Origin of the sequence: Amycolatopsis sp. BJA-103 (genome assembly GCF_002849735.1) — a bacterium.
GTDB lineage: Bacteria > Actinomycetota > Actinomycetes > Mycobacteriales > Pseudonocardiaceae > Amycolatopsis.
In genome coordinates, this window is the sequence record NZ_CP017780.1 from 3560288 (window position 1) to 3581826 (window position 21539).

Annotated in this window: 19 protein-coding genes; 9 read left to right on the top strand and 10 right to left on the bottom strand. The window is 69.9% G+C overall.

The window, feature by feature from the left end; genetic code table 11:
- The first annotated feature begins 2 nt into the window (after nucleotides 1–2).
- Genes BKN51_RS15455 through BKN51_RS15470 form a run of 4 tightly spaced genes read left to right on the top strand, consistent with a single transcriptional unit; the run spans nucleotide 3 to nucleotide 3833 of the window.
- Entirely contained in the window at nucleotides 3–1142 is a 1140-nt protein-coding gene (locus tag BKN51_RS15455; protein ID WP_101608332.1) for an acyl-CoA dehydrogenase family protein, read from the top strand.
- Nucleotides 1139–2173, top strand: coding sequence for an enoyl-CoA hydratase/isomerase family protein (locus tag BKN51_RS15460; RefSeq protein ID WP_101608333.1), 1035 nt, complete (start codon nucleotides 1139–1141; stop codon nucleotides 2171–2173). Before BKN51_RS15455 ends, BKN51_RS15460 begins: the two co-directional genes overlap by 4 nt.
- A complete protein-coding gene (gene mmsB / locus BKN51_RS15465; protein WP_101608334.1) occupies nucleotides 2170–3057 on the top strand; it encodes a 3-hydroxyisobutyrate dehydrogenase in 888 nt (295 codons plus the stop codon). Before BKN51_RS15460 ends, mmsB begins: the two co-directional genes overlap by 4 nt.
- Nucleotides 3054–3833, top strand: coding sequence for an enoyl-CoA hydratase (locus tag BKN51_RS15470; protein ID WP_101608335.1), 780 nt, complete (start codon nucleotides 3054–3056; stop codon nucleotides 3831–3833). Before mmsB ends, BKN51_RS15470 begins: the two co-directional genes overlap by 4 nt.
- On the opposite strand, the gene BKN51_RS15475 is transcribed toward BKN51_RS15470, so the two are convergent.
- Both BKN51_RS15475 and BKN51_RS15480 read right to left on the bottom strand, forming a co-directional pair.
- Complete coding sequence (locus tag BKN51_RS15475) at nucleotides 3824–4525, bottom strand: SWIM zinc finger family protein (RefSeq protein WP_101608336.1); 702 nt, start codon at nucleotides 4523–4525, stop codon at nucleotides 3824–3826. The two genes, BKN51_RS15470 and BKN51_RS15475, sit on opposite strands and share 10 nt — an antisense overlap.
- Nucleotides 4518–7532 (bottom strand): DEAD/DEAH box helicase, encoded by a 3015-nt coding sequence (locus BKN51_RS15480; protein WP_101608337.1) that lies wholly within the window; start codon nucleotides 7530–7532, stop codon nucleotides 4518–4520. The genes BKN51_RS15475 and BKN51_RS15480 overlap by 8 nt, the downstream gene beginning before the upstream one ends.
- 148 nt (nucleotides 7533–7680) lie before the next feature.
- Here BKN51_RS15480 and BKN51_RS15485 point away from each other — a divergent pair, with 148 nt between their 5' ends.
- Nucleotides 7681–8796 (top strand): DICT sensory domain-containing protein, encoded by a 1116-nt coding sequence (locus tag BKN51_RS15485; RefSeq protein ID WP_101613230.1) that lies wholly within the window; start codon nucleotides 7681–7683, stop codon nucleotides 8794–8796.
- 142 nt (nucleotides 8797–8938) lie between these two features.
- Nucleotides 8939–9433, top strand: a complete 495-nt coding sequence (locus tag BKN51_RS15490) for a YaaA family protein (protein WP_233223144.1) — start codon at nucleotides 8939–8941, stop codon at nucleotides 9431–9433.
- Between the two features lie 8 nt (nucleotides 9434–9441).
- On the opposite strand, the gene BKN51_RS15495 is transcribed toward BKN51_RS15490, so the two are convergent.
- A complete protein-coding gene (locus BKN51_RS15495; RefSeq protein WP_101608339.1) occupies nucleotides 9442–9870 on the bottom strand; it encodes a MarR family winged helix-turn-helix transcriptional regulator in 429 nt (142 codons plus the stop codon).
- Nucleotides 9871–9940: 70 nt separating this feature from the next.
- Between BKN51_RS15495 and BKN51_RS15500 the strand changes: the two genes are divergently transcribed.
- The gene (locus BKN51_RS15500; RefSeq protein ID WP_101608340.1) at nucleotides 9941–10549 is read left to right on the top strand and encodes a TIGR03086 family metal-binding protein; all 609 of its coding nucleotides are present in this window, start codon (nucleotides 9941–9943) and stop codon (nucleotides 10547–10549) included.
- Here the strand turns inward: BKN51_RS15500 and BKN51_RS15505 are convergent.
- A complete protein-coding gene (locus tag BKN51_RS15505; protein ID WP_101608341.1) occupies nucleotides 10533–11405 on the bottom strand; it encodes an alpha/beta fold hydrolase in 873 nt (290 codons plus the stop codon). The genes BKN51_RS15500 and BKN51_RS15505 overlap by 17 nt on opposite strands.
- A 90-nt stretch (nucleotides 11406–11495) precedes the next feature.
- Between BKN51_RS15505 and BKN51_RS15510 the strand changes: the two genes are divergently transcribed.
- Nucleotides 11496–12095, top strand: a complete 600-nt coding sequence (locus tag BKN51_RS15510; RefSeq protein ID WP_101608342.1) for a TetR/AcrR family transcriptional regulator — start codon at nucleotides 11496–11498, stop codon at nucleotides 12093–12095.
- On the opposite strand, the gene BKN51_RS15515 is transcribed toward BKN51_RS15510, so the two are convergent.
- The gene (locus BKN51_RS15515; RefSeq protein ID WP_101608343.1) at nucleotides 12085–12804 is read right to left on the bottom strand and encodes a TetR/AcrR family transcriptional regulator; all 720 of its coding nucleotides are present in this window, start codon (nucleotides 12802–12804) and stop codon (nucleotides 12085–12087) included. The genes BKN51_RS15510 and BKN51_RS15515 overlap by 11 nt on opposite strands.
- Before the next feature lie 84 nt (nucleotides 12805–12888).
- Here BKN51_RS15515 and BKN51_RS15520 point away from each other — a divergent pair, with 84 nt between their 5' ends.
- A complete protein-coding gene (locus BKN51_RS15520; protein WP_101608344.1) occupies nucleotides 12889–14355 on the top strand; it encodes a carotenoid oxygenase family protein in 1467 nt (488 codons plus the stop codon).
- A gap of 45 nt (nucleotides 14356–14400) precedes the next feature.
- Here the strand turns inward: BKN51_RS15520 and BKN51_RS15525 are convergent, their stop codons facing one another.
- The 5 genes from BKN51_RS15525 to BKN51_RS15545 are packed head-to-tail and all read right to left on the bottom strand — an operon-like array spanning nucleotide 14401 to nucleotide 21532.
- Complete coding sequence (locus BKN51_RS15525) at nucleotides 14401–17157, bottom strand: DUF5682 family protein (protein WP_101608345.1); 2757 nt, start codon at nucleotides 17155–17157, stop codon at nucleotides 14401–14403.
- On the bottom strand, nucleotides 17154–18266 hold the full coding sequence (locus tag BKN51_RS15530; RefSeq protein ID WP_101608346.1) for an ATP-binding protein: 1113 nt from the start codon (nucleotides 18264–18266) through the stop codon (nucleotides 17154–17156). Before BKN51_RS15530 ends, BKN51_RS15525 begins: the two co-directional genes overlap by 4 nt.
- Before the next feature lie 19 nt (nucleotides 18267–18285).
- Nucleotides 18286–19656 (bottom strand): VWA domain-containing protein, encoded by a 1371-nt coding sequence (locus BKN51_RS15535; protein WP_101608347.1) that lies wholly within the window; start codon nucleotides 19654–19656, stop codon nucleotides 18286–18288.
- A complete protein-coding gene (locus BKN51_RS15540) occupies nucleotides 19653–21035 on the bottom strand; it encodes a hypothetical protein (RefSeq protein WP_233223143.1) in 1383 nt (460 codons plus the stop codon). Before BKN51_RS15540 ends, BKN51_RS15535 begins: the two co-directional genes overlap by 4 nt.
- Nucleotides 21035–21532: a hypothetical protein gene (locus BKN51_RS15545; protein ID WP_168214332.1), complete on the bottom strand. Its 498-nt coding sequence runs from the start codon at nucleotides 21530–21532 to the stop codon at nucleotides 21035–21037. Before BKN51_RS15545 ends, BKN51_RS15540 begins: the two co-directional genes overlap by 1 nt.
- Between the last annotated feature and the right edge of the window lie 7 nt (nucleotides 21533–21539).

A 21539-nucleotide genomic window follows, 5' to 3' on the forward strand; every position in this document is an offset into this window, starting at 1 on the left:
CGATGAGACTGACCGACGAACAGCGGGCCCTGTGTGAGACCGCCGCGGAGTTCGCGGCGGAACACCTCGCCCCGCACGCGATCGAATGGGACCAGGCCAAGCATTTCCCGGTCGACGTCCTCCGCAAGGCCGCCCAGCTGGGCATGGGCGGCATCTACCTGCCCGAAGACCTCGGCGGCTCCGCGCTCGGACGGCTCGACGGCGTCCTCGTGTTCGAGGCGCTCGCCGGCGGCTGCCCGTCGCTGGCCGCCTACATCTCGATCCACAACATGGTCGCGACCATGATCGACAAGTTCGGCGACGACGCCCAGCGGCACCGGTACCTCCCGCGAATGTCCACGATGGACGCGTTCGGCAGCTACTGCCTCACCGAGCCGGACGCGGGTTCCGACGCGGCGGCGCTCTCCACCCGTGCCCGCCGCGACGGCGACCACTACGTGCTCGACGGCGTCAAGCAGTTCATCTCCGGCGCGGGCACTTCGGACGTCCACGTCGTGCTCGCCCGCACCGGCGGTCCCGGTGCCCGGGGCATCTCGGCGTTCATCGTCGACCGGGACACGCCCGGGGTCTCCTTCGGCCCCAACGAGATCAAGATGGGCTGGAACGCCCAGCCCACCAGGCAGGTCATCTTCGAGGACGCCCGTGTCCCGGCGTCCGCGCTGCTCGGCGGCGAGGGCAACGGGTTCCGGGTCGCCATGTCCGCTTTGGACGGTGGCAGGCTCAACATCTCGGCCTGTTCCCTCGGTGGCGCCGAAGCCGCACTCGGCATGGCCGTCCGGCATCTGTCGGAGCGCTCGGCGTTCGGCGAGAAGCTGTCCGAGAAGCAGGCGTTGCAGTTCCGGCTGGCCGACATGCGGACCGATCTCGAAGCCGCGAGGACCTTGTTGTGGCGGGCGGCGGACGCGCTCGACCAGGGCGAGGACACCGCCACCCAGCTTTCGGCGATGGCCAAGCGGTTCTGCACCGACACCGGGTTCGAGGTGGCCAACCAGGCGCTGCAACTGCACGGAGGCTACGGCTACCTCGCCGAATACGGGCTGGAGAAGATCGTCCGCGACCTGCGGGTGCACCAGATCCTCGAAGGGACCAACGAAATCATGCGCGTGATCATCTCGCGCCGGATGCTGCAGGAGGCTTCGTGAACGACGTCCACTTCCTCGTCCACAGTGGAATCGGCCGGATCACGCTGAACCGGCCGCGTGCGCTGAACTCGCTGAACCACGACATGGTCCTCGCCATGCTCGAGCGCCTCGAAGCGTGGCGTTCCGATCCGGCGGTCCGCGCGGTGCTGATCGACGGCGCCGGCGACCGCGGGCTCTGCGCGGGCGGCGACATCCGCGCGATCTACGACGACGCCCGCACCGGTGGCACCGCGTCCCTGCGCTTCTGGGCCGACGAGTACCGGCTCAACGCCCTCATCTCGCGGTACCCGAAGCCGTACCTGGCGCTCATGGACGGTCTCGTCATGGGCGGCGGGGTCGGGGTCTCCGCGCACGGCAGCCACCGGATCGTCACCGAACGATCCCGGATCGGCATGCCCGAAACCGGCATCGGCTTCGTCCCGGACGTCGGCGGCACGTACCTGCTGTCCCGCGCCCCCGGTGAACTCGGCACGCATGTCGCGCTCACCGCCGGGTCGATCTCCGGCCCCGACGCGATCCACTGTGGACTCGCCGACCACTTCGTGCCGAGCGAACGGGTTCCGGACCTCCTCGACGCGCTCGCGTCGCGCACTCCGGACAACGCGCTGGAACTGTTCGCCGAGGAAGCGCCTCCGAGCGTGCTGGCCAAGGACGCGGACTGGATCGACCAGTGCTACGCGGCCGACACCGTCGAAGAGATCCTCACCCGGCTCCACTCCGGGGGTGACGCGGCGGCCACCGCCGCCAAGGAGATCGAGGCGAAGTCCCCCACCGCGCTGAAGGTGACCCTGCGCGCGCTCCGCAGCGCCGCGGCGCTGCCCGATCTGGAGGCTGTGCTGGCGCAGGAGTTCCGGATCTCGACCCACGCGCTCTCCTCGGCCGAGTTCGTCGAGGGCATCCGGGCCCAGATCATCGACAAGGACCGCTCGCCGAAGTGGTCGCCTGCCACCTTGCCCGAGGTGGCGGACAAGCTCGTCGATGCCTACCTCGCCGATCTCGGCGACGCGGAGTGGAACGGGGTGGCCCGATGACGATCGCCTTCCTCGGTCTCGGCAACATGGGTGGCCCGATGGCCGCCAACCTGGTCGAGTCCGGTGAGACCGTCCACGGCTACGACCCGGCTCCCGCCGCCCGCTCCGAGGGCGTGGCCAGGTTCGACACCGCGAGCGCGGCCGTCGCGCGGGCCGACGTCGTCATCACGATGCTGCCGAGTGGCAAGCACGTCCTCGACTGCTATCGGGAGATCCTGCCGTCCGCGCGGCCCGGCACGCTGTTCGTCGACTGCTCCACCATCGACGTCGCCGACGCCCGTCAGGTGGCCGAACTGGTCCTGGAGGCGGGGCACCGGGCGGTCGACGCGCCGGTTTCGGGCGGCGTGGTCGGCGCGGAGGCCGGAACGCTGACGTTCATGGTCGGCGGCGATCCGGAGGCGTTCGCCGCGGCCGGGCCCCTGCTCGGCGTCATGGGTGCCAGGGCGATCCACTGTGGAGCGTCGGGCGCCGGTCAGGCGGCGAAGATCTGCAACAACATGATCCTCGGCGTCTCGATGATCGCCGTCTCCGAGGCGTTCGCGCTCGGCGAGGAACTCGGCCTCACCCACCAGGCGCTGTTCGACGTCGCCTCGACCGCGTCCGGCCAGTGCTGGGCGCTGACCACCAACTGCCCGGTGCCCGGCCCTGTCCCGGCCAGCCCCGCCAACCGTGACTACAGCGGCGGATTCGCCAGCGGCCTGATGCTGAAAGACCTGAGGCTGGCCGAATCCGCCGCCCGGGACAACGACGTCGCCACCCTGCTCGGCACGAGGGCCGCGGAACTCTACGCGGCGTTCGTCGAACGGGACGGTCCCGGCCGGGACTTCTCCGCCATCATCACCGCCGTCCGCGACGGCCTTCTCGGCAAGGAAACCACCGCATGAGCGAGTACGAGACCATCACCGTCGAACGGGCGGGCGACCGCGTCGCCCTGATCACCCTCAACCGCCCCAAGGCCCTCAACGCGCTGAACCTGCGAGCGATGCGGGAGATCACCGGGGCGGCGGGCGAACTCGGCCAGGATCCCGACGTCGGCGCCATCGTCCTCACCGGTTCCGCCAAGGCCTTCGCGGCGGGCGCGGACATCAAGGAGATGCAGCCGCAGTCGTTCAGCGACGTCTACGCGGCCGACTGGTTCGCCGGCTGGGACGCGCTGTCCCGCGTGCGCGTCCCGCTGATCGCCGCGGTCTCCGGCTACGCGCTCGGCGGCGGTTGCGAACTCGCCATGATGTGCGACGTCCTGATCGCGGCGGACAACGCCAAGTTCGGCCAGCCGGAGATCACCCTCGGCGTCATCCCCGGCATGGGCGGCTCGCAGCGGCTCACCCGCGCGATCGGCAAGGCCAAGGCGATGGACCTGTGCCTCACCGGCCGCATGATCGACGCGGCCGAAGCGGAGCGGTCGGGACTCGTCTCCCGTGTCGTCCCGGCGGAGAGCCTGCTCGACGAGGCGCTCGCGGTCGCGGCGAAGGTCGCGAGCATGTCCCGTCCCGCGGCCATGATGGTCAAGGAGGCCGTCAACCAGGCCTTCGAGACCGGTCTCGCCGACGGGCTCCGGTTCGAACGGCGCCTGTTCCACGGCACCTTCGCCACCCAGGACCAGAAGGAGGGCATGGCCGCGTTCACCGAGAAGCGCGAGCCGAAGTTCCTTCACTCCTGACCGGTGAGCACCCGGTAGAGCGGTCGCAGCAGGGCGGTGACCGAGGTTCCGTCCACCGTGGCCTTGAGCGGCGGGACCTCGTCGAGCAGTCCCAACGGGTCCCCGGCCGGGGGTCGTCGCGTGTTCGTGACGTCCCCGGCCGGGCCCCAGCCGAAGAAGTCGTCCATCACCTCGTCGAGGGCGGCCGTCTCGGTTTCCGCCGACGGCGCCGTGACCCGGGCGCCCGCCTGCCGTCCGATCTCTTCGAGCAGCGCCGTGCGGTCCCGTCCGCGGAGCGCGAAGATCGCGAACGGGTCCGCTTCGTCCGCGAGCGCGATCAGCCCGGCGACGAGGTGGTCGCACGGGACTCGGGTGCCCGGGCACGTGCAGTCCAGCGACAGTTCCCACGCCGCTTCGGGGAACAGCGGTACCTGCTCCGCGGCGAAGAAGCGGTCGATGTCGTCCGGGACCCGCCCGTCGAGCAGGGCCGTGGTCGTGGCCTCGTCCGCGACCACGGCGGCGACGACCGCCGTCCACACCTGCTTGCCGAACGTCGGCAGGCCGACGCGGACCTCGTAGAACCGTTGCCGTGTCACCCGCACCTGGGCGATGGCGGCGCCGGGGCCGATCGTCAGCGTGTCGACCCGGCAGGGCGGCACGAGTCCTTTGTGGACGCCGAGTTCTTCGAACGCCCGGCGGAATCCTTCAGTCATCGGCCGCCTCCCGTCCCAGCGCGAAGACCTCGCGCAGCGAAGCGGTGGACAGCTCCGTGAGCCAGTCCTCCCCGTCGGTGACGACGAGACCCGCCAGCGCTTCCTTCTTCGTGATGACGGCGTCGATCCGTTCCTCGATGGTGCCGGGGCAGACGAACTTCCGGACCTGGACACTCCGTCGCTGGCCGATGCGGAAGGCCCGGTCGGTGGCCTGCTCCTCGACCGCAGGATTCCACCACCGGTCGAGATGCAGGACGTGGGTGGCCGCGGTGAGCGTCAGCCCCGCTCCCCCGGTCTTCAGCGACGCGAGCAGGATCGGCGGGCCTTCGCCCGACTGGAAATGCTCGACGATCGAGTCGCGGCGGCGCTGCGACAACCCGCCGTGCAGAAAGGCGATCTTCGCGTTCAGCCGGTGCGAAAGATGCGGCACCAGCAGGTGACCGAACTCGGCGAACTGCGTGAAGCAGAGCACGCGGTCGCCCGACTCCAGGATCTCCGCGAGGAGTTCTTCGAGCCGGTTGACCTTGCCGGACCGGCTTCCGATCGGCGAACCGTCGTGCAGCAGATGCGCGGGGTGGTTGCAGATCTGCTTGAGTTTCGTGATCGCCGCGAGGATGTTGCCGCGCCGTTTGACCCCGGCGCTGTCGGCGATCTTGGTCATCATCTCGTCCACGGTCGCGCGATACAGCGTCACCTGTTCGCGGGTGAGGCGGTACTCCTGGAGGATCTCGATCTTCTCGGGCAGGTCGGCGAGCACGGTGGGATCGGTTTTGAGGCGCCGCAACAGGAACGGCCGGGTCAGCCGGCGCAGCTCGGTGGCCGCGGCGAGATCGCCCCGGCGTTCGATCGCCACTTCGAACCGCTCGCGGAACTCCTGCCTGCCACCGAGGACGCCGGGGTTGAGCAGATCCGAGAGCGACCACAGATCGGCGAGCCGGTTCTCCACCGGCGTCCCGGTCAGCGCGACCCGGTGGCCGACGGGGATCCGGCGCAAGGCCTGGGCCGGTCCGGTGTTCTGGTTCTTGACCGCCTGCGCCTCGTCGAGGACGAGCCGGTGCCACCGGGTGCCCGCGAGTTCGTCGGCGTCGCGGGCGGCGGTCGAGTAGGTGGTGACGACGAGGTCCGCGCCCTCGATCCGCGCCGCCAGCCGCGCCCCGTGCTCACGATCGGCGCCGTGGTGAAGGTGGACGCGCAGTTCCGGCGCGAATCTGGCCGCTTCGCGTTGCCACGTCCCGAGCAACGACATCGGGCAGACGAGCAGCGTCGGCCCGGTGTTGTCGTCCTGTGCCCGTTCGATCGCTTCGAGCGCGAGAAGCTGGACCGTCTTGCCGAGCCCCATGTCGTCGGCGAGGCAGGCACCGAGCCCGATCGACGTCATGAAGGCGAGCCAGGCGACGCCCCGGCTCTGGTACGGCCGCAGCGTCGCCAGGAACGTCGGCGGCGGCTCGACCGGCTCGAGGGTGCGCTGGGCACGCCCGGTGAGGAAGTCGTCGATCCAGCCGTCGGTCGTGACCTCGGTGACCGGCAGCGGCGCTTCGAAGCCTCCGCGGAGCAGGGCCAGCAGGTCCGCCGGGGTGGGCAGCGGCGGCTTCTCGCGATCCGGGTCGCGGCGCAGGTACTCGAGACCGGCGCGCAGCAGTTCGGGGTCCACGCTCACCCAGCGGCCGCGCAACCGCACCAGTGACGACTTCGCGGCGGCGAGCCCGGCCAGTTCCTCGTCGGTCAGCGCGTCTTCCCCGACGGCGAGCGCCCAGCGGTAGGAGGCGAGCTGGTGGCGGCCGAGGCGGTGCACGGCGGCCTGGTCGACGGGCGCCCCGCGGACGGACAGCTTGAGCGCGAGCTTTCGCCTGCCGCCCCAGCTCGCCGGGAGCTGGACGTCGAAACCGGCCGCGACCAGCTGTTCCGCGCCACCGTCGAGGAACTCCACGGTTTCGGCGACGGTGAGGTCGTAGATGCCCGGCTTCTCCACCCGGATCGCCGGATCGAGCAGCGGCAGCACTCCCGCCGCTCGTTCCAGTTCGGCGGCGAAAAGCCCTTCGGGGTCGGTGAACTTCGCACCGGCGCTGCCGGACCAGACGTCCTCGGCCGGGAGCTGGAGACTGGGATCGGCGGCGGAGCGCAGAAGGAAGTGCAACTGCCACTTGGTTCCGTCACCGGTCTGGTCGTCCGGATCGTCCGCCGGGCCATGCAGCGTGGGGACCTCGTCGAGCCGGAGGCAGACGGTGCCCTCGGTGAGGTCGGTGTCGCCGACGGCGTCCCAGGCCGCGATGCCCTCGGCGACGATCCCCATCCGTCCCGGCGCCTGGCCGATCCGGTCGTCGGCGCTCTTCAGCGCGTGCAGCCACGACCCGAACGGCCCTTCGCGTCCGTCGCTCTCCGAGGCGTGGCCCGCGGCTGCCAGACGATCGCGGACGGCGGCGTCGACCAGGGTGTGGAGCGCGTCGGTGACCAGCGCCGCCGGGCCTGGCCGGGTGTGTTCGGCCCGGCCGACCGGCGGGGTGGCCGCGATCAGTGCCCGGAGTGTGACGGCGTCGCCGCCCCGGGCCACCGGCCGCCACCGGGCTCGCGCCACGATCTCGTTCCGCACGAGCGTGGGCAGCACGCGGCCGCGGCGCACCAGGTCGTCGGCCAGCCGGACGACGGCGCGCAGGTGGCGGACCGAGGTGCCGTAGCTGACGGTGTCCGCCAGGTCTCCCAGCTCGGACGGGTCGATCAGGAGCGCCGGGACCGACCACGGTTCCAGCGACAGTTCTTGCTGTGGACGGCCGCGGGTGCCCAGCTCGGGCGAGGCGACCGGGCCGCCACGCCGTGACGGCAGCAGCAGGACGGCCGACGCCGGTTTCCCGGGGTGCAGCTCGGTCAGATCCGCGACCGACGCGGCGAACGGATGCGGCCGCGCGGCGCTCGACGGCCGCATCGACGTCGTCGCCGGGCGGTCTCCGTGTTCACCCCACAGCACGATTCCGCGGCCACGGGACCACAGGCCGTGCACGACGAGTGGCGACATGGTCTCCCTTCCGCGGTCTGGTTCCCTCCAGCATGCCCGGGGCCGATCAGCGTCCGGTCAGCGAGGGTCACACCATCGTGTAGCTAGGCGGACGCCGCCCGCTCTTCTAGCCTGATGTGCTCGTCCCCACACGGAAGCGATGCATTCGATGACCGACGGAGAAGCGCGCGCGGGCGTGCTGTCGAAACGCGCGCTGGTGATCGCTTCCCACGCCGTCGAACGGGCCGCGCTCGCCGAAGGCACCGACGAGAACATGGTCGTCCTCGCGCTCTTCCAGCGCCTGCCGTACTTCGAGCGGGAACGCGAGGTCTACGCCAGGATCGCCCGGCGCGCGGCCGTGACCGTCGTCGGCATGGTCGATTCCGGCCGCCCGGACCTGCCGCACGGCGTGACCCCGGTACTGCTGCGCGCCGACGAGAACCTCGCCCGCGAATGGTCGGTCGCGGTGCTCACCCCGACCTTCGGCGGCTCGGTCGTCGCCCAGGACCTCGACGACGTCGACCCCTCGGCGACGTCCGTCGAAGCGGCCCGCCGTTTCCAAGGCCGCTGGGGTTTCCGCCGCGACGAGGCCTACGCCGAAGTCGTCCGGTTGCGTGACGCGCTCGGCGATCGGCTGCCGCCCACCGCGCGGATCAAGATCGACGAGGTCCTGAACAGCGTGACGACCCCGGCGGCGGCGCCGGTGGAGAACCGCGCGGAAGCGGCTCTGCGTCACCTCGCCGCCCGGCTGGAGCGACGGCCGTCGCCGAAACCGGAGGGACCGGCCCTCGCGACCGATCCCGACACCGGCCTCGCGACCATGGCCGGGATCGCCGGCTGGCTGGGCGCGTCGACCGACACCGTCCCGCTCGGCCTGATCCTCATCACCGTCGACGACCTCACCGAGGTCGGGCGGCGCCATGGCGACCGGGTCAGGATGCACACCGAACAGAACATCGCGGATCTGATCCGCGAGGACCTGCGCCCGCTCGACCAGGCCGTCCGGCTGAGCACCGGCGAGTTCCTGCTCGTCCAGCCCGCGCTGGGGTCCGCCGACCTGACCGAACGCAGCCTGCGGCTCGAACGGCGGCTCGGCGCGCTCCACGCCACGTACCCGTTCGTGGACCTGCACCCGCGGACGACGACCATGCTCACGCGGAAACGGCCGCTGCCGGTGCATTCCCTGCGCGCGCAGCTGAAACAGGTGCCGACGGCGGCGTTGTGGCCGCCCAGTCACGGCATGCTCCCGTCGCCGAACGGCGGCGGTTCGACCTGGTTCCGCTGATACGGTCTCCCCGGTGAAAACCGTCCTGGACACGATTGATCCACGCGAGGCGCTGACGATCCTCGGCCCTTCGAAGGCCAAGATTCGGGGCGGTGACGCATCCGGGGAAACCAGTGCGGTCTGGCCGGAACCGGTGCTTCACGTGAGGGCAGATGTCCTGGCGAGGTCCAAGGTCGACAGCGGCGGACTGCGGCCCGCGTGGCTCCGCTACAACGGGCACTTCTACCGGAACGTCGGCGGCGCGCTGGGCGAGGCCGTCGAACACGGACGGACGCTGATCCTCAGCGGTGGCTACGGAATCCTGCGCGCCGACGAGCCGATCTCCTACTACGACCGGAAGCTGAAGCTCAGCGACTGGCCGTCCGGTGTACTCGAAGACGCCGTCATCGGGGAAGCGCGCCGGATCGGAGCGACCAAGGTGGTCACGTTCGTGTCCGCCAGCGCCGACTACGCCAAGCTGATCCGGCGAATCCCCTGGGGTGACACGGAAATCGAAGCCGTGCTGGTGACGATCGACTTCCACGACGGCGGTGCGCAGATCGAGGTGCCGCGGCGGCTTGCCCAGGCTTTCAGCGCGTGGTGGCACCGGACGCCGTCCGGTTACCCGGCGGGGATGGTCACCGAGGTCCTGGCGTAGGCCCCGGGTCACGGCCATCGCGCTTCGGAAAGCGCGAGCGCGGCGCGGAGGAACGCCTTGCGGTCGGTGGCGGGAAGCTGGTCGAGGAGCCGCTCCTCCTGCTCCTGGATCCGCGACTGGGCCGACCTTCGCGCGGCGCGGCCGTCTTCGGTGATCCCCAGCAGCCGGACCCGGCGATCCTTCGGGTCGGGCTCGCGGGTGATCAGGCCGCCTTCCTGGAGGGTGTCGAGGGTGCCGATGATCCGGGTCTTGTCCGCGCCGATCGCCTTGGCGAGCGCGGCCTGCGTGCGGACGGGCCCGTCGTCGAGGGCGCTGAGCACCACGTAGCCCCACATCGTCAACCCGTGCTCGGCCAGCACCGGCGTCTCGGCGGTCATCAGCCGTCGCATCAGCCCGCCGAGCATCGCCGCGAGATCCGGCCTCCTCTGCTCCGCCATGCGCAGACCATACCGACCGGACTCGCGAAACCGGTTGACGAACTCGTACGCACATGTAGATGATGTGCGTATGCCTATCGATGAACTCCGCATCCTCGACGCCATCGTGGTCCGGGCGAGCCTCGACCTCGTCTCCCAGATCACCCCCAGCGACCTGGAAAAACCGACCCCCTGCACCGCCTGGACCCTGCACGGCCTCCTCGCGCACATGGCGACCCAGCACTACGGCTTCGCCGCCTCGGCCGACGGCGAGAGCCACCTCGACTACTGGCGCCTGGTCCCGCTGGGCGAAGACCCCATCGCCACCTACCGCGACTCGGTCAAGCGGGTCCTGAACGCCTTCGTGCCCCACGACCTCGACGCCCGCAAGTTCGCGCTTCCCGAGTTCTCCACCGAAATCACCTTCACCGCGGAGCAGGCACTGGGCTTCCATTTCGTGGACTACCTGGTGCACTCCTGGGACGTGGCCAAGACCCTCGGCCTCCCGATCGAGTTCCAGCAGGAGGTGCTCGACGCCGGACTGAAGTTCGCCGAGTCGATTCCGAACGGGCAGAACCGGAAGGCACCGGGCGCCGCCTTCGGCCCGGCCGTCGACGGCTCGGGACCGTCCGATTTGGACACGATCGTCGCACTGCTGGGACGCTCCCCGTCATGGCCGGACGTCACGCCCCGGAACTGACCGGTGCGGCCTCGAGGATCCGGGCGGTGACGAGTCCGGGTTTCTCGAGGGACAGTCCGTGGGTGGTCTTGGGCACGACCTCGACGCGGAGGTGCGGGCTCAAGGATTCGAGCCGGGCCGCCACCGCGCGGGCATCGTGGATGACACTGCGTTCGGCGACGACGATCCGGGTGGGTACGTCGATGGCGTACAGCTCGTCGTCGCCGAACAGGTGCATCTCGGGGAGGTGCTGCTTGTACTTCAGAGCAGCGAAAAGCAGGGGTCGCATGGTGTGCCGCACGTCCGGATCCCCGGACGCCACCAGCCGGAGCAGCCATTTCGGCAGGAACCAGCGGAAGATCTCACGCAAGCTCCACCAGATGAAGCTCCGGCCGATCACGCCGAATCCCGAGGCTTCGAAGGTGACGACGCCGGCGATCCGGTCGGTCGTCCGGGACGCGAGATTCAAAGCGAGCCAGCCACCTCGCGACACTCCGGCGAGATAGACCTTGTCGTGGCCGGTTCCCGCGAGCACCCCGTCGACGACCTCGGCGAGCCAGTCCGCGCAGTCCTCTGTGGACTCGATGGGCGCGGTCTGGATCGACCACCCCGGCTCGCCGATCGTGTCGACGGCGTGGATCCGGTGCCGCACGGCGAGTTCCGCGACATGCGGATACCAGGACAACGACGTGCCCATCCCGCCGGGAAGCAGGACGACCGGCGGGCCGTCTTCGGGACCGCAAGACCGAACGCGGGTCGGGCCGAATCTCGTCTCGACGTCCAGTTCCTCGGCGGGAACCGGCCACTTCCGCAGGATCGCGTCGTAGGTGGCGAAGAAGCGCTCTTCCGCCTTCTTGTCGGTGAACTCCCCCAGCATCGTGCCTCCTCGAAGTTTTTATGGTGCACTTGCACGATAACATTCCGTGGCCGCTCCGGCCACCTCTCGACGACATGGCAGAGTGATCGCGTGCCGAAACGTGTCGACCACCAAGAGCGCAGGCGCGAGATCGCCGAGGCGCTCTTCCGGATCGCCGCCGCCCAAGGCCTGCAGGCGGTCACACTGCGTGCGGTCGCCGCGGAGGCGGGCATCTCGATGAACCTGGTCCAGTACTACTTCCCGACCAAGGAGGAGATGCTGCGGTTCGCTTGGCAGCGGATCGTCGAACTGACCGGCGAGATCGCCGGGAAGACGATCGGCAAGGCCATGGAGACCGGCGGCGAACGCGCCATCGTGCGCGCCTACCTCACCGGAGTCCTCCCCGAAGGCGAGCGCGGCCGCATGCTGGCCGCCGTGCAGATCGCCTACTTCGCCGTCGACGTCACCCGCGGAAGTCAGGATCCCGACCAGGAACCGCTGCTGCCCCACTTGATCCGCGCACTGGCGGATCTACTCGGGAAGGCCCAGGCGAAGGGTGACATCCCGGCCGACGCCGACCCCCGCCTGGAAGCTTCCACCCTCGCGACGATGTCCGCCGGGCTCGTCACCGGCATCCTGGTCGGCGCCTACGACACGGCACAGGCCGCGGAACTCGTCGACTACCGGCTCGACCGGTTGTTCACCGGCTGACGATCAGCGCCTCGATGCCGTCCAGGATGCGGCCGAGGCCGAATTCGACGTCGCCGTCGTCGATGCCGTCTTCGCCGTAGGCCTCACCGGAGATCACCGCGGCGACGCGCGGGTAGCCCCGCTCCCGCAGGCGCGGCGCGAGGAACTCGGTCAGCGCCAGGGTCCGGTCGGGCGCGCTCGCGTTGACGTCACGCACCAGCGCCGCGGTGCTGCGCACCCAGCCGTCGACGAGCACCACGCAGCCCATCACGTCGCGGGTGCTCAAGCCCGTGTCCGCCATCGCTTCCAGGAAGTTCTCCAGCCAGCCCAGCAGGTTCGGCGTGGTCGGCGCGTTGCGCACCGGAAGGTCGATCAACCACGGGTGACGACGGCAGCGTTCGAGGAGCGCCCGAGCCCAGGCGGTGACCGAGCCCCGCCAGTCGTCGTCCGACGACTCCGGCGGCGGCCCCCACGCTGATTCGGCGACGAGGACGAGCAGCTCTTCCTTGGAGCTCAGGTACCGGTAGAGCGCGTTCGCGGTGATGCCGAGGCGCTTGGCGATCGACGGCATGGACAGGGCCGCGTAACCCTCCGCGTCGGCCTGCGCGATGGCCGCGTCGACGATCTGCTCGAGGCTGTAGCCCGGTTTCGGCCCGCGCCGGGGCGCCGGGGTGTACCCCCACGCCGGCGCGGTGCCCGGCGGCAGCAACTCGATCTTGTCGTCGTCCATCGGGGCATTGTTGCACCCAAAACCGGTAAAGGCATACACTGTTCATGGCATACACAGTTTACTTCCGATGGTGGGGGATCGACCATGAACGAACCGAACAGGCGGAACGTGCTCCGGGGAGCGGCGGCACTGGCGATCGGCGGGGTGGCCGCGACCTACGGGAACAGCGGATCCGCCTTCGCCGCGCAAAGTCCGGCGAAGGCTCGCTACCCGTTCGTCGAGGGGGCCTTCGCGCCGGTCAAGGAGGAAGTGACCGCGTTCGGCCTTCCGGTCACCGGGCGCATCCCGAAGGACCTCTGCGGGCGGTACCTGCGCACCGGCCCGAACGTCCTCGGGCTCGAAGACCCGCGCGCTCACCACTGGATGCTGGGCGAGGGGATGGTGCACGGCGTCCGGCTGCGCGACGGGAAGGCCGAGTGGTATCGCAACCGCTGGGTGCGTTCTTCCGGTGTCGCGGCGAAACTCGGCGAGCGGTACCCGTGGCCCGTGCCCGAGCAGGACTTCGCGCCGAACACGCACGTGATCAGCCACCACGGCCGCATCCTCACCCTGCAGGAGTCCGGCGCCCCGCCGTACGAACTCGACGGCGAGCTGAACACGTTGGGCCCGTTCGATTTCAGCGGCTCACTGGAGGGTTCCTACACCGCGCACACCAAGTTCGACGCCCTCGCCGACGAACTGCACGCGGTGACCTACCACCCGACCTGGGACCACGTGCGGCATCTGATGGTCGACCGGACCGGCCGCGTGGTGCGGACGACCCGGATCCCGGTCACCGACAGTCCGATGATGCACGACTTCGGGCTCACGAAGAACTATGTGGTCGTCTTCGACGTACCGGTCACCTTCGATCCGCAGCCCGGCAAGATCGTGCCCTACAAGTGGAACACGCATCATCCGGCCAGGGTCGGGGTGATGAAACGCGACGGCGGGCCGGTTCGCTGGTTCGGCGTGGATCCGGTGTTCTATTCGCATACGCTCAACGCCTACGAGCAGGGCTCCACGGTGGTGGTCGACCTGACGACGATGCCGGCGCCGTTCGAGGTGGCGGGCAAGCAGGGCTTCGGTGGTCCGTCGGCGTCGGGCCCGCCGGTGCTGGAGCGCTGGACGATCGACCTGGCACAGGGACGGGTGCGGCGCCGCGTCCTCGACGACCGGCCGCAGGAGTTCCCGCGAGTCAACGAAAGCCTGGTGTCACGACGGCACCGGTACGGCTACTCGGCCTCCCCCGGCGAGTTGTTCGACGTCTACCTCGACAAGCCGGCCGACACCTTCGGCAACGCGCTGATCAAGCACGACTTGTTCAGCGGGCGGTCCGAGGTGCACCGCTTCGGCCGGGGCGCCGACGCGAGCGAGGCGGTGTTCGTCCCGTCGTCGCGCGGCAAGTCCGAAGACGACGGTTACGCCCTGGCCTACGTGAACAACCCCGACCGCAACGCCTCGGACCTGGTGATCCTCTCGGCGCAGGACTTCACCGCGAAGCCGTTGGCCCGCATCCACCTGCCGAGGCCGGTACCGCTGGGCTTCCACGGCAGCTGGGTCGCGGACTGAGGGATCGGGTGGTCGGCCGGCTGTCCGGCCGACCACCCTCCGGCGTCATGCCCCGGTGAGCACCTCCTCCAGCGCCGCGGCGGTGTCCGGGTACTGGCCGAGCAGCGTCAAGCCCGTGGGCCCGACGCTCCCCCATGGCTCGTCGCAGCCCAGCAGATCCGCCACGGCGTCGCAGGTCGCCGGATGCGCGGCCAGCAACGCGAGGCCGCGTCCTCCGGCGTTCCTCGCCACCGCGACCGGCTCCGGCTCGTTCTTCCAGGGCGGAACCCATTCGTCGAGCGCCGCGAGCCTGCCAGGGAACAGCCGTCCGGCTTCGCGCACGAGGAGCGGCACGAGCTCCGCACCTCGTGACCGCAACGTCGTGATCAGGGTCGGCAGCCACGGCAGCAGCAACCTGTCCGGGAGCTCGGCGAAGGCGTTCGACACCGCCTCGACGACGAAGTCGGCCAGCCCCGGAGCCGGTTCCAGCGCGTGGACGAACCCGCTGAGGTAGCGCGGATAAGCCGGGAGCACCATCGGGTTGGCCAGCAGCCCGGCGCAGCGCTCACGCAGTTCCGCGCGCGAGAGATGCCCGAGCTGCACCTGCGCCGCCCACAGCAGCGCCACCTTCGACGGCTCCTGCGGATGCGATCCGGCGATCGCCAGCTCCAGCTGGGTGCGGTCGCAGCCCAGCGACAAGGCGAGCGCCTCCATGCTGAACAGGAAGCCCAGCATCGCGGCGACCTGCTCGACGCCGGCCTCCTCGTCGGTGAAGGCCGCCGGAAGAAGCGTGCAGTAGTGCGCGTACCCCGTCTTGACGAAGTCCTCGATCCACCGGGGCAGTACCGGCTCGCTGGTCCGGTAGTGCGCCAGCAGCCGCCGCACCCGGCGCAGGACCTCCGGCGCACCGTCGACGGTGCGCTCGGTGGCCAGCACCTCCAGCGCACGCGTGCCCAGCTCTCCCGCCAGCCGGGCGCTGCGCAGGTAGAGCGTCGCGTCCTCGACGGTTCCGAGCACCTTCGCCGCGGTGGCCTGGGGGTGATAGGCCGCGCGCCGAAGACGTTGTTCCAGCACCTGTTCGATGCTGACGCCTTCATAGCCCAGCTCGATGAGGGCTCGCTGGTGGGTGCCCAGCGCCAGATCCCACGACTCCTGGATCGGGCGTTCGCCGAGCCGCCGCTCCCCCATGATCGGCCGCGCCGCGCCGTGCGGCATCAGGTAGCGCAGCATCCACAACAGATCGGAGCAGGGTTCCAGCTCCGGCCGCGAGGCGATGTCGAGCAGTGCCCGCTGCACACCTCGTTGCTGCAGCTTGAGATCCAGGGGTTCGAGCCTGTCGTGCACGTCGCGAGCCAGCGGCGGCAGCGCGTCGTAGCCGACCTGGCCGATCCGGTCGCCGCCCATCATGATCTCGACGATGCGGCGCACGTCGCGTCTGCCCGGCACGACGTCCTTCTCGATGCACGTGACCGCCGCGTCCTGGAAGTCGTACGGCGTGGGCTTCGCCCGGTCGCGCAGCCCGGCCAGCAGGATCGAGGTCTCGAACACCGCGATGGCGTCGGCCGTCGAGGACAGGTAGCCGTTGCGGCGCGCCGCCCGCACGACCTCGACCGACCAGCCCAGCAGTTCGGCCTCGTCCAGCCGGTCCAGTACCGGAGGCCGTTGCAGGAACCCGGAAAGCTGGTCCGACGCCACCGGATCCGGCGTGGGCGAAGGCAGCTCCGCGGCCTTCTTCCGCTTCGGACCGCCCACCTGCCCGTCCAACTGGAACTGCTTGACCTTCGTGCGCTTGAGGTTCTTCGCCCACTCGTTCGCGGCGATCGAGACCGATCCCCCGGCGAGGCCGAACTGCGCCTCGATCGACGTGTGGCTCGACGGGATCAGACCGTACTGCCAGGTGCTCGCGCTGCGCGGGCTGATCACGAACCCGTCCGTGCCCTCGACGCCGAACTCCGCGACCCGGCTGGCCGCGTGGAACGCGCCGCAGACGTAGAGGCAGTCCGCGGGATCGGCGCCCGAAGCCGCGAGGTGCTCACGCATCCGGGTCCACATGTAGCGCTCACGATCCTCGTCCACCCGCACGCGGCGGGTGTCTCCGGGAGCGAGACGGCGGAACAGACTGCCGATCAGGAACATGACCTGGCGATAGGTGTCGTGGTCACTGTCGCCGAGCGGCAGTTCGACGTACTGGTGCCACCACTCCGACCAGTGCCGGACCCGCCCGTGCCGCAGCAGGTGTTCCTCGAGTTCGGCGAACCGCGGCCGCAGATCACCGATCTCGACGCCGACCGCGTCGCCGTGCAGCGCGGCCTCTTCCTCGGCGGGCGGCGCGTCCGGATCAGGGGACGGCTCACGCTCGTCCCACTGGAAGACGTGATCGGCCGACCGGTCGACGAGGACGAGTTCGACGCCCGGGGTGTCGAGGGCGTACGCGATCGCCTGGTACTCCGCCGACGCCTCGGTGATCGGCGCGACCACCGACAGCGGCGCCCACTCGGCCGGGAAGCCCTTCACGTCCGTCGCGAAAGCCTGCACCGCCACGGGGAGACGGCAGTTGCGCAGCTCGGTCAGCAGCGGCGCCATGTCTTCGCACAGTTCGAGGTAGACCACCTTCGGCTGCTTCTCCCGCAACCGCCGCGCCATCGACACGGCCGAAGCCGGGGAATGGTGGCAGACCGGGAAGATCTCCAGAGGCTCCCGCACCGCGCGGTCGACGTCGTCGACGAGCCCGAGCAGGATGCCCTCCAACGCGCCGGGCCCGTCGGCGAAGGCGGCCGCGGCCTCCTGCAACTGGCCGCGCAGCGCCTCGAAGGCGCCGCTCACGAGAGGGTGGCGATCGCGTCGCGTCCGCCGTCGAGGAACTCCGGCCAGTCCCCGCCCTCGTCCTTGCTGCGCGGCTCGACGACGCCGTGCAGGTACTTGTTGAGGATCGCCAGATCCTCCGGCTCACGACGAGCGAGTGAGCCGACGAGCGAAGACGCCAGTGCGCGGGCGGTCAGTGCGCGTTCTCCGAAGAAGTTGCTGTGCAGTACCGCGTCTTCGAGCACGCCGATCTGTTCGGCGGTCGACAACGCGGACTCCAGCTTCTCGTCGTCGCTGCCCGCCGACGCCGCCGCGGCGCGCAGGTCGCCGAAGCTGCGCAGCAGGACGTCCAGCAGCGTCGGTGGCACGTCCAGCTCGATCTGGTGGCGGCGCAGGAGTTCCTCGGTGCGGAAGCGGACGATCTCCGCCTCGCTCTTCTTGTTCGTCACCACCGGGATGCGGACGAAGTTGAACCGGCGCTTGAGCGCCGACGACAGGTCGTTGACGCCGCGGTCGCGGCTGTTGGCCGTGGCGATCACCGAGAAGCCCGGCTTGGCGAAGACGATGCCGTCGCTGTCCAGTTCCGGCACGGAGATGTACTTCTCCGACAGGATCGAGATCAGCGCGTCCTGGACGTCGCTGGTGGACCGGGTCAGCTCCTCGAACCGGCCGATCGAGCCCGCCTCCATCGCGGTCATGATCGGCGACGGGATCATCGAATCGCGGGACTGGCCCTTGGCGATGACCATGGAGACGTTCCACGAGTACTTGATGTGGTCTTCGGTGGTGCCCGCGGTCCCCTGCACGACGAGCGTGGAGTTCCGGGAGATCGCCGCGGCCAGCAGTTCGGCGAGCCAGCTCTTGCCGGTCCCGGGGTCACCGATCAGCAGCAACCCCCGGTCGGAGGCGAGCGTGACGATGGCGCGCTCGACGATGCTCCGGTCGCCGAACCACTTCTGCGAGATCTCGCGGTCAAGGCCGTCGGCGCGCTCGGCGCCCAGGACGAACAGGCGGACCATCTTCGGGGACAGGCGCCAGGCGAACGGTTTGGGGCTGTCGTCGACCGACTCCAGCCAATCCAGCTCTTCGGCGTACTTGAGTTCGGCGGGGGCGCGCAAGACGTCGGACATGTCGTGCCTTTCGAAAAGTTCAGGAGGTGAGGAAGGTCTTGAGTTCGTGGACGAGCTTGGTGATATGGCCGGAGATCACCGGGGTGCCGAGGTCCTTGAAGCGCTCGCGGAACCACGGGTTCACGCTGCCTCGCCCGGCACTGGTGACCGAGCCGACCGGGATGAACTTCGCCCCGGACCGGTGGATCGCGGCCATGCTCTCGAAAAGCTGCTCGACGCGGGTCTCGTAGAAGTCGGAGATCCACACCACCACGGTGTTGGTGGGCTCGGCGATCTTCGGCTGGGTGAGACCCATCGCGACCATGCCGTCGTTGCCGCCGCCGAGGTTGGTGCGCAGCAGGGTTTCGAAGGGATCGTGCACCCACGGCGTGAGGTCGAGCGCCTGGGTGTCGTAGGCGATCAGGTGAACGTCCACTTTGGGCAGTCCGGCGAAGATCGAGGCCAGCACGGCGCAGTTGACCATCGAGTCGACCATGGAACCGGACTGGTCGACGACCGCGATGAGCCGCTGCGGTGTGGTCTTCTTCGCGGTCTGCTTGTAGTAGAGGCGATCGACGTAGAGCCGTTCCTCTTCCGGGCTCCAGTTGGTGAGGTTCTTCCAGATGGTGCGATCGAGATCGAGGTTGCGGAACACGCGCTTCGGCGGGACCGAGCGGTCTACCTTGCCCGTCGATGCCTTCTCGACCTGGGTTCGCAGGACCTCGGCGATCTCGTCGACGTAGCGGCGGATCAGCGACTTGGCGTTGGCCAGCGCCACTCCGGACAGATTGTCCTTGTCCCGCAACAACTGTTCGATGAGCGACATACTCGGGCTCAGCTTCGCCGCGAGCGCCGGATCGGCGAGGACCTCGCGCAGATGCATCCGCTTGACGAGGTCCGCCTCGATGCCACCGAGTTCCGGTCCGATCGCCGGGAGCAGCGTGCTCAGGTCGGGAGCGCCGCCCCCGCCGGTGCCGCCGAGCCCTGTCGGGGCTCCGCCCGGGCGTCCGCCACGCAGCTCGCCCGGACGGCAGCCCAGCGCGCGCTCGAACCAGCCCGCGTCGGCCTGCCAGCAGGACAACTGGCTGGCGGTCACCGTGTGGGGCGCCGGGGCGAAGACGTTGAGCAGCACTTTCGACACCAGTGCCGCGCGACGCACCTCCGCGGCCTTGTCCCGGCCGTCCTCGGCTTCGGGAACCATCAGCCCGTCGAACTCGGCGGCCAGCTCCGGATGGCGCTGGACGATCGAGTCGACGGCGACGTTCGGATCCAGCAATGCGGACGGCAGGCCGATGTCCTCGACCACGGCCACACTCGCCGACTCGAGCGCGGCCTGCTCGTCGTTGTCGAAGAGCCGGGCGAGCAGCCGCCAGTACAGGACCTGGCGGCGGTTGTCCTCGGAGTCGGTCATTTCCGCAACAGCCTTCCGGCACGCTCGCGCAGCACGGCCGCGGCGTCGGTGGCCGCCTTCTCGGCTTTCACCCCGGCCTTGTCCGTGGTGCCCCCGGCCCACGCTCCGGCGTGGACGGCCGTGGTCTTCTTGCGCACGGTGGTCTCCACGGCGAGCGGCTGGAGCCGGAAACCCCCGTCGTCCCACCGGATCAGGCCGATGCACGCGCTCGATCCCGCGACCGCCTTCGGGGTCAGGGGACCGGCGGCGGGGATCCGGTCGGTCTCGACGGTGAGATGACTTCCGGCGAACGTGAACCTGAGCGCGTCTTCGTCGCCTTCGGTGCCGTAACCCTCCAGGAAGACGGGAACTGAAATGCGCGCCGGATGCCGGTCCAGCGGCACGACCGACGCCGTGCCGACCTTCGGCAGGATGACACGCGCGGTAGCGAAAGCGTCCGCGAGTTCACCGGGACGAGCGTGCTCGTCCCGCCAGAGAAGGTCGCCCTCGGCGGTCATCGGCATCTCCGCGAGGTCCATCGAGCGTCCCTCGCTGACCGCTGCGAGCAGGGACAGATGCGGCCGCAGCAGCTGCCAGATCCCGGCTCCGATGATCGTGTCCGGCTTCGGCACGGTCACACTCGCGCGCACGAGACGCGGCGCGGTGCCGTCCTCCGGTTCGAACACCGCATGGACCTGGGCCTGCGCGGCCGTCGAGTGTTCCAGCAGGTCCACCCCGAGCGGGAGCAGACGGCCGGTGACGGTGCCGATCGCAGGTGTCGCCACCACGCCGGGCACGGTCAGCAGCATCCCGCGCGACCACAGGTCACCCCAGCGCCGGACAGGGATACGATCCAGCGCCGCACCAGGACAGGACGCCGCAAGCTCGGCCGCGAACCCGTCGAGCAGGACGGCCAGCCGTCGAAGGCCCGGTTCCGCGAGCAGCGCGGAGATCACCGGAGCCGAGGCCGAAACCAGATCGTGGTCGATCCCCTGCCAACCGGCCCGGGCCAGGTCCGACAGCCAGGAACGAGCCGCGGCCAGCAAATTCGGTGACTCGGCACCAGCGGCGCCCGGAGCCGTGTCCTCATCGGACGTTCGGCCGGTCGCCTCGGCCACCCGGGCAGCTAGGGCGTCATGCACCGAGCCGAACACCGCGATCCTCGCCGCGGCAAGGGAAACGAAGTGTTCCTCCCCCGCAGCTCCGGCCGCGGTCTTCTCGGCCGCCTCGGCGACCCGCGTCGCCAGCGGTGACCCGGCGACGGCGTCCGCCAGCTCGGTCAATCCAGTGATCCGCTGAGGGCGCAGCAGCCCGGCGACGAGTACCTGATCGAAGGAATCGACGGTCGCCAACGCCTCGTCGAGACCGGCGATGGGGTCGGTGAGCAGGTCGGTACGCATCACACCACCGCCCTGGTCGGCGGGAACCACTGCAGTTCCGGCACGGGCGCCGTCGAGGGCTCGAATTCCAGGTACGCCAAGTGCCGCAGGAACTGGCTGAACACGGACGCGGCGGCGGTGTTGTCCCCCTGGGACGGCCGGGTCGCGCTCATGGTCTGCGAGATGGCCTGCGCGGTCAATTCGTCAGGCTCCACACGCAAATAGCGCGCGACGCGCTCGGCGCCGTACTGAAGGGTGGCTTCGTTGAGCAAGGCGAGGATGTGGTTGCAGAACATCCCCCGCGCCCCGCCGCAAGGCCGGTTGTTGTTGGTACTGCAGGCGAATTCGTACGTACTCGCCGCGACCGACGAGACGTACACCCGCCCGATGTCCGATCCGCTGGACACCACGCCCTGCACCCGTCCGTCGGCCAGTTCGACGAACGGGACCTTCGCGAGCTTGCGCGGGCGAGCGGGCGCCAACACCCGTGCCGTGCTCGCTCTTTCCCAGTCTGACAACGCATCT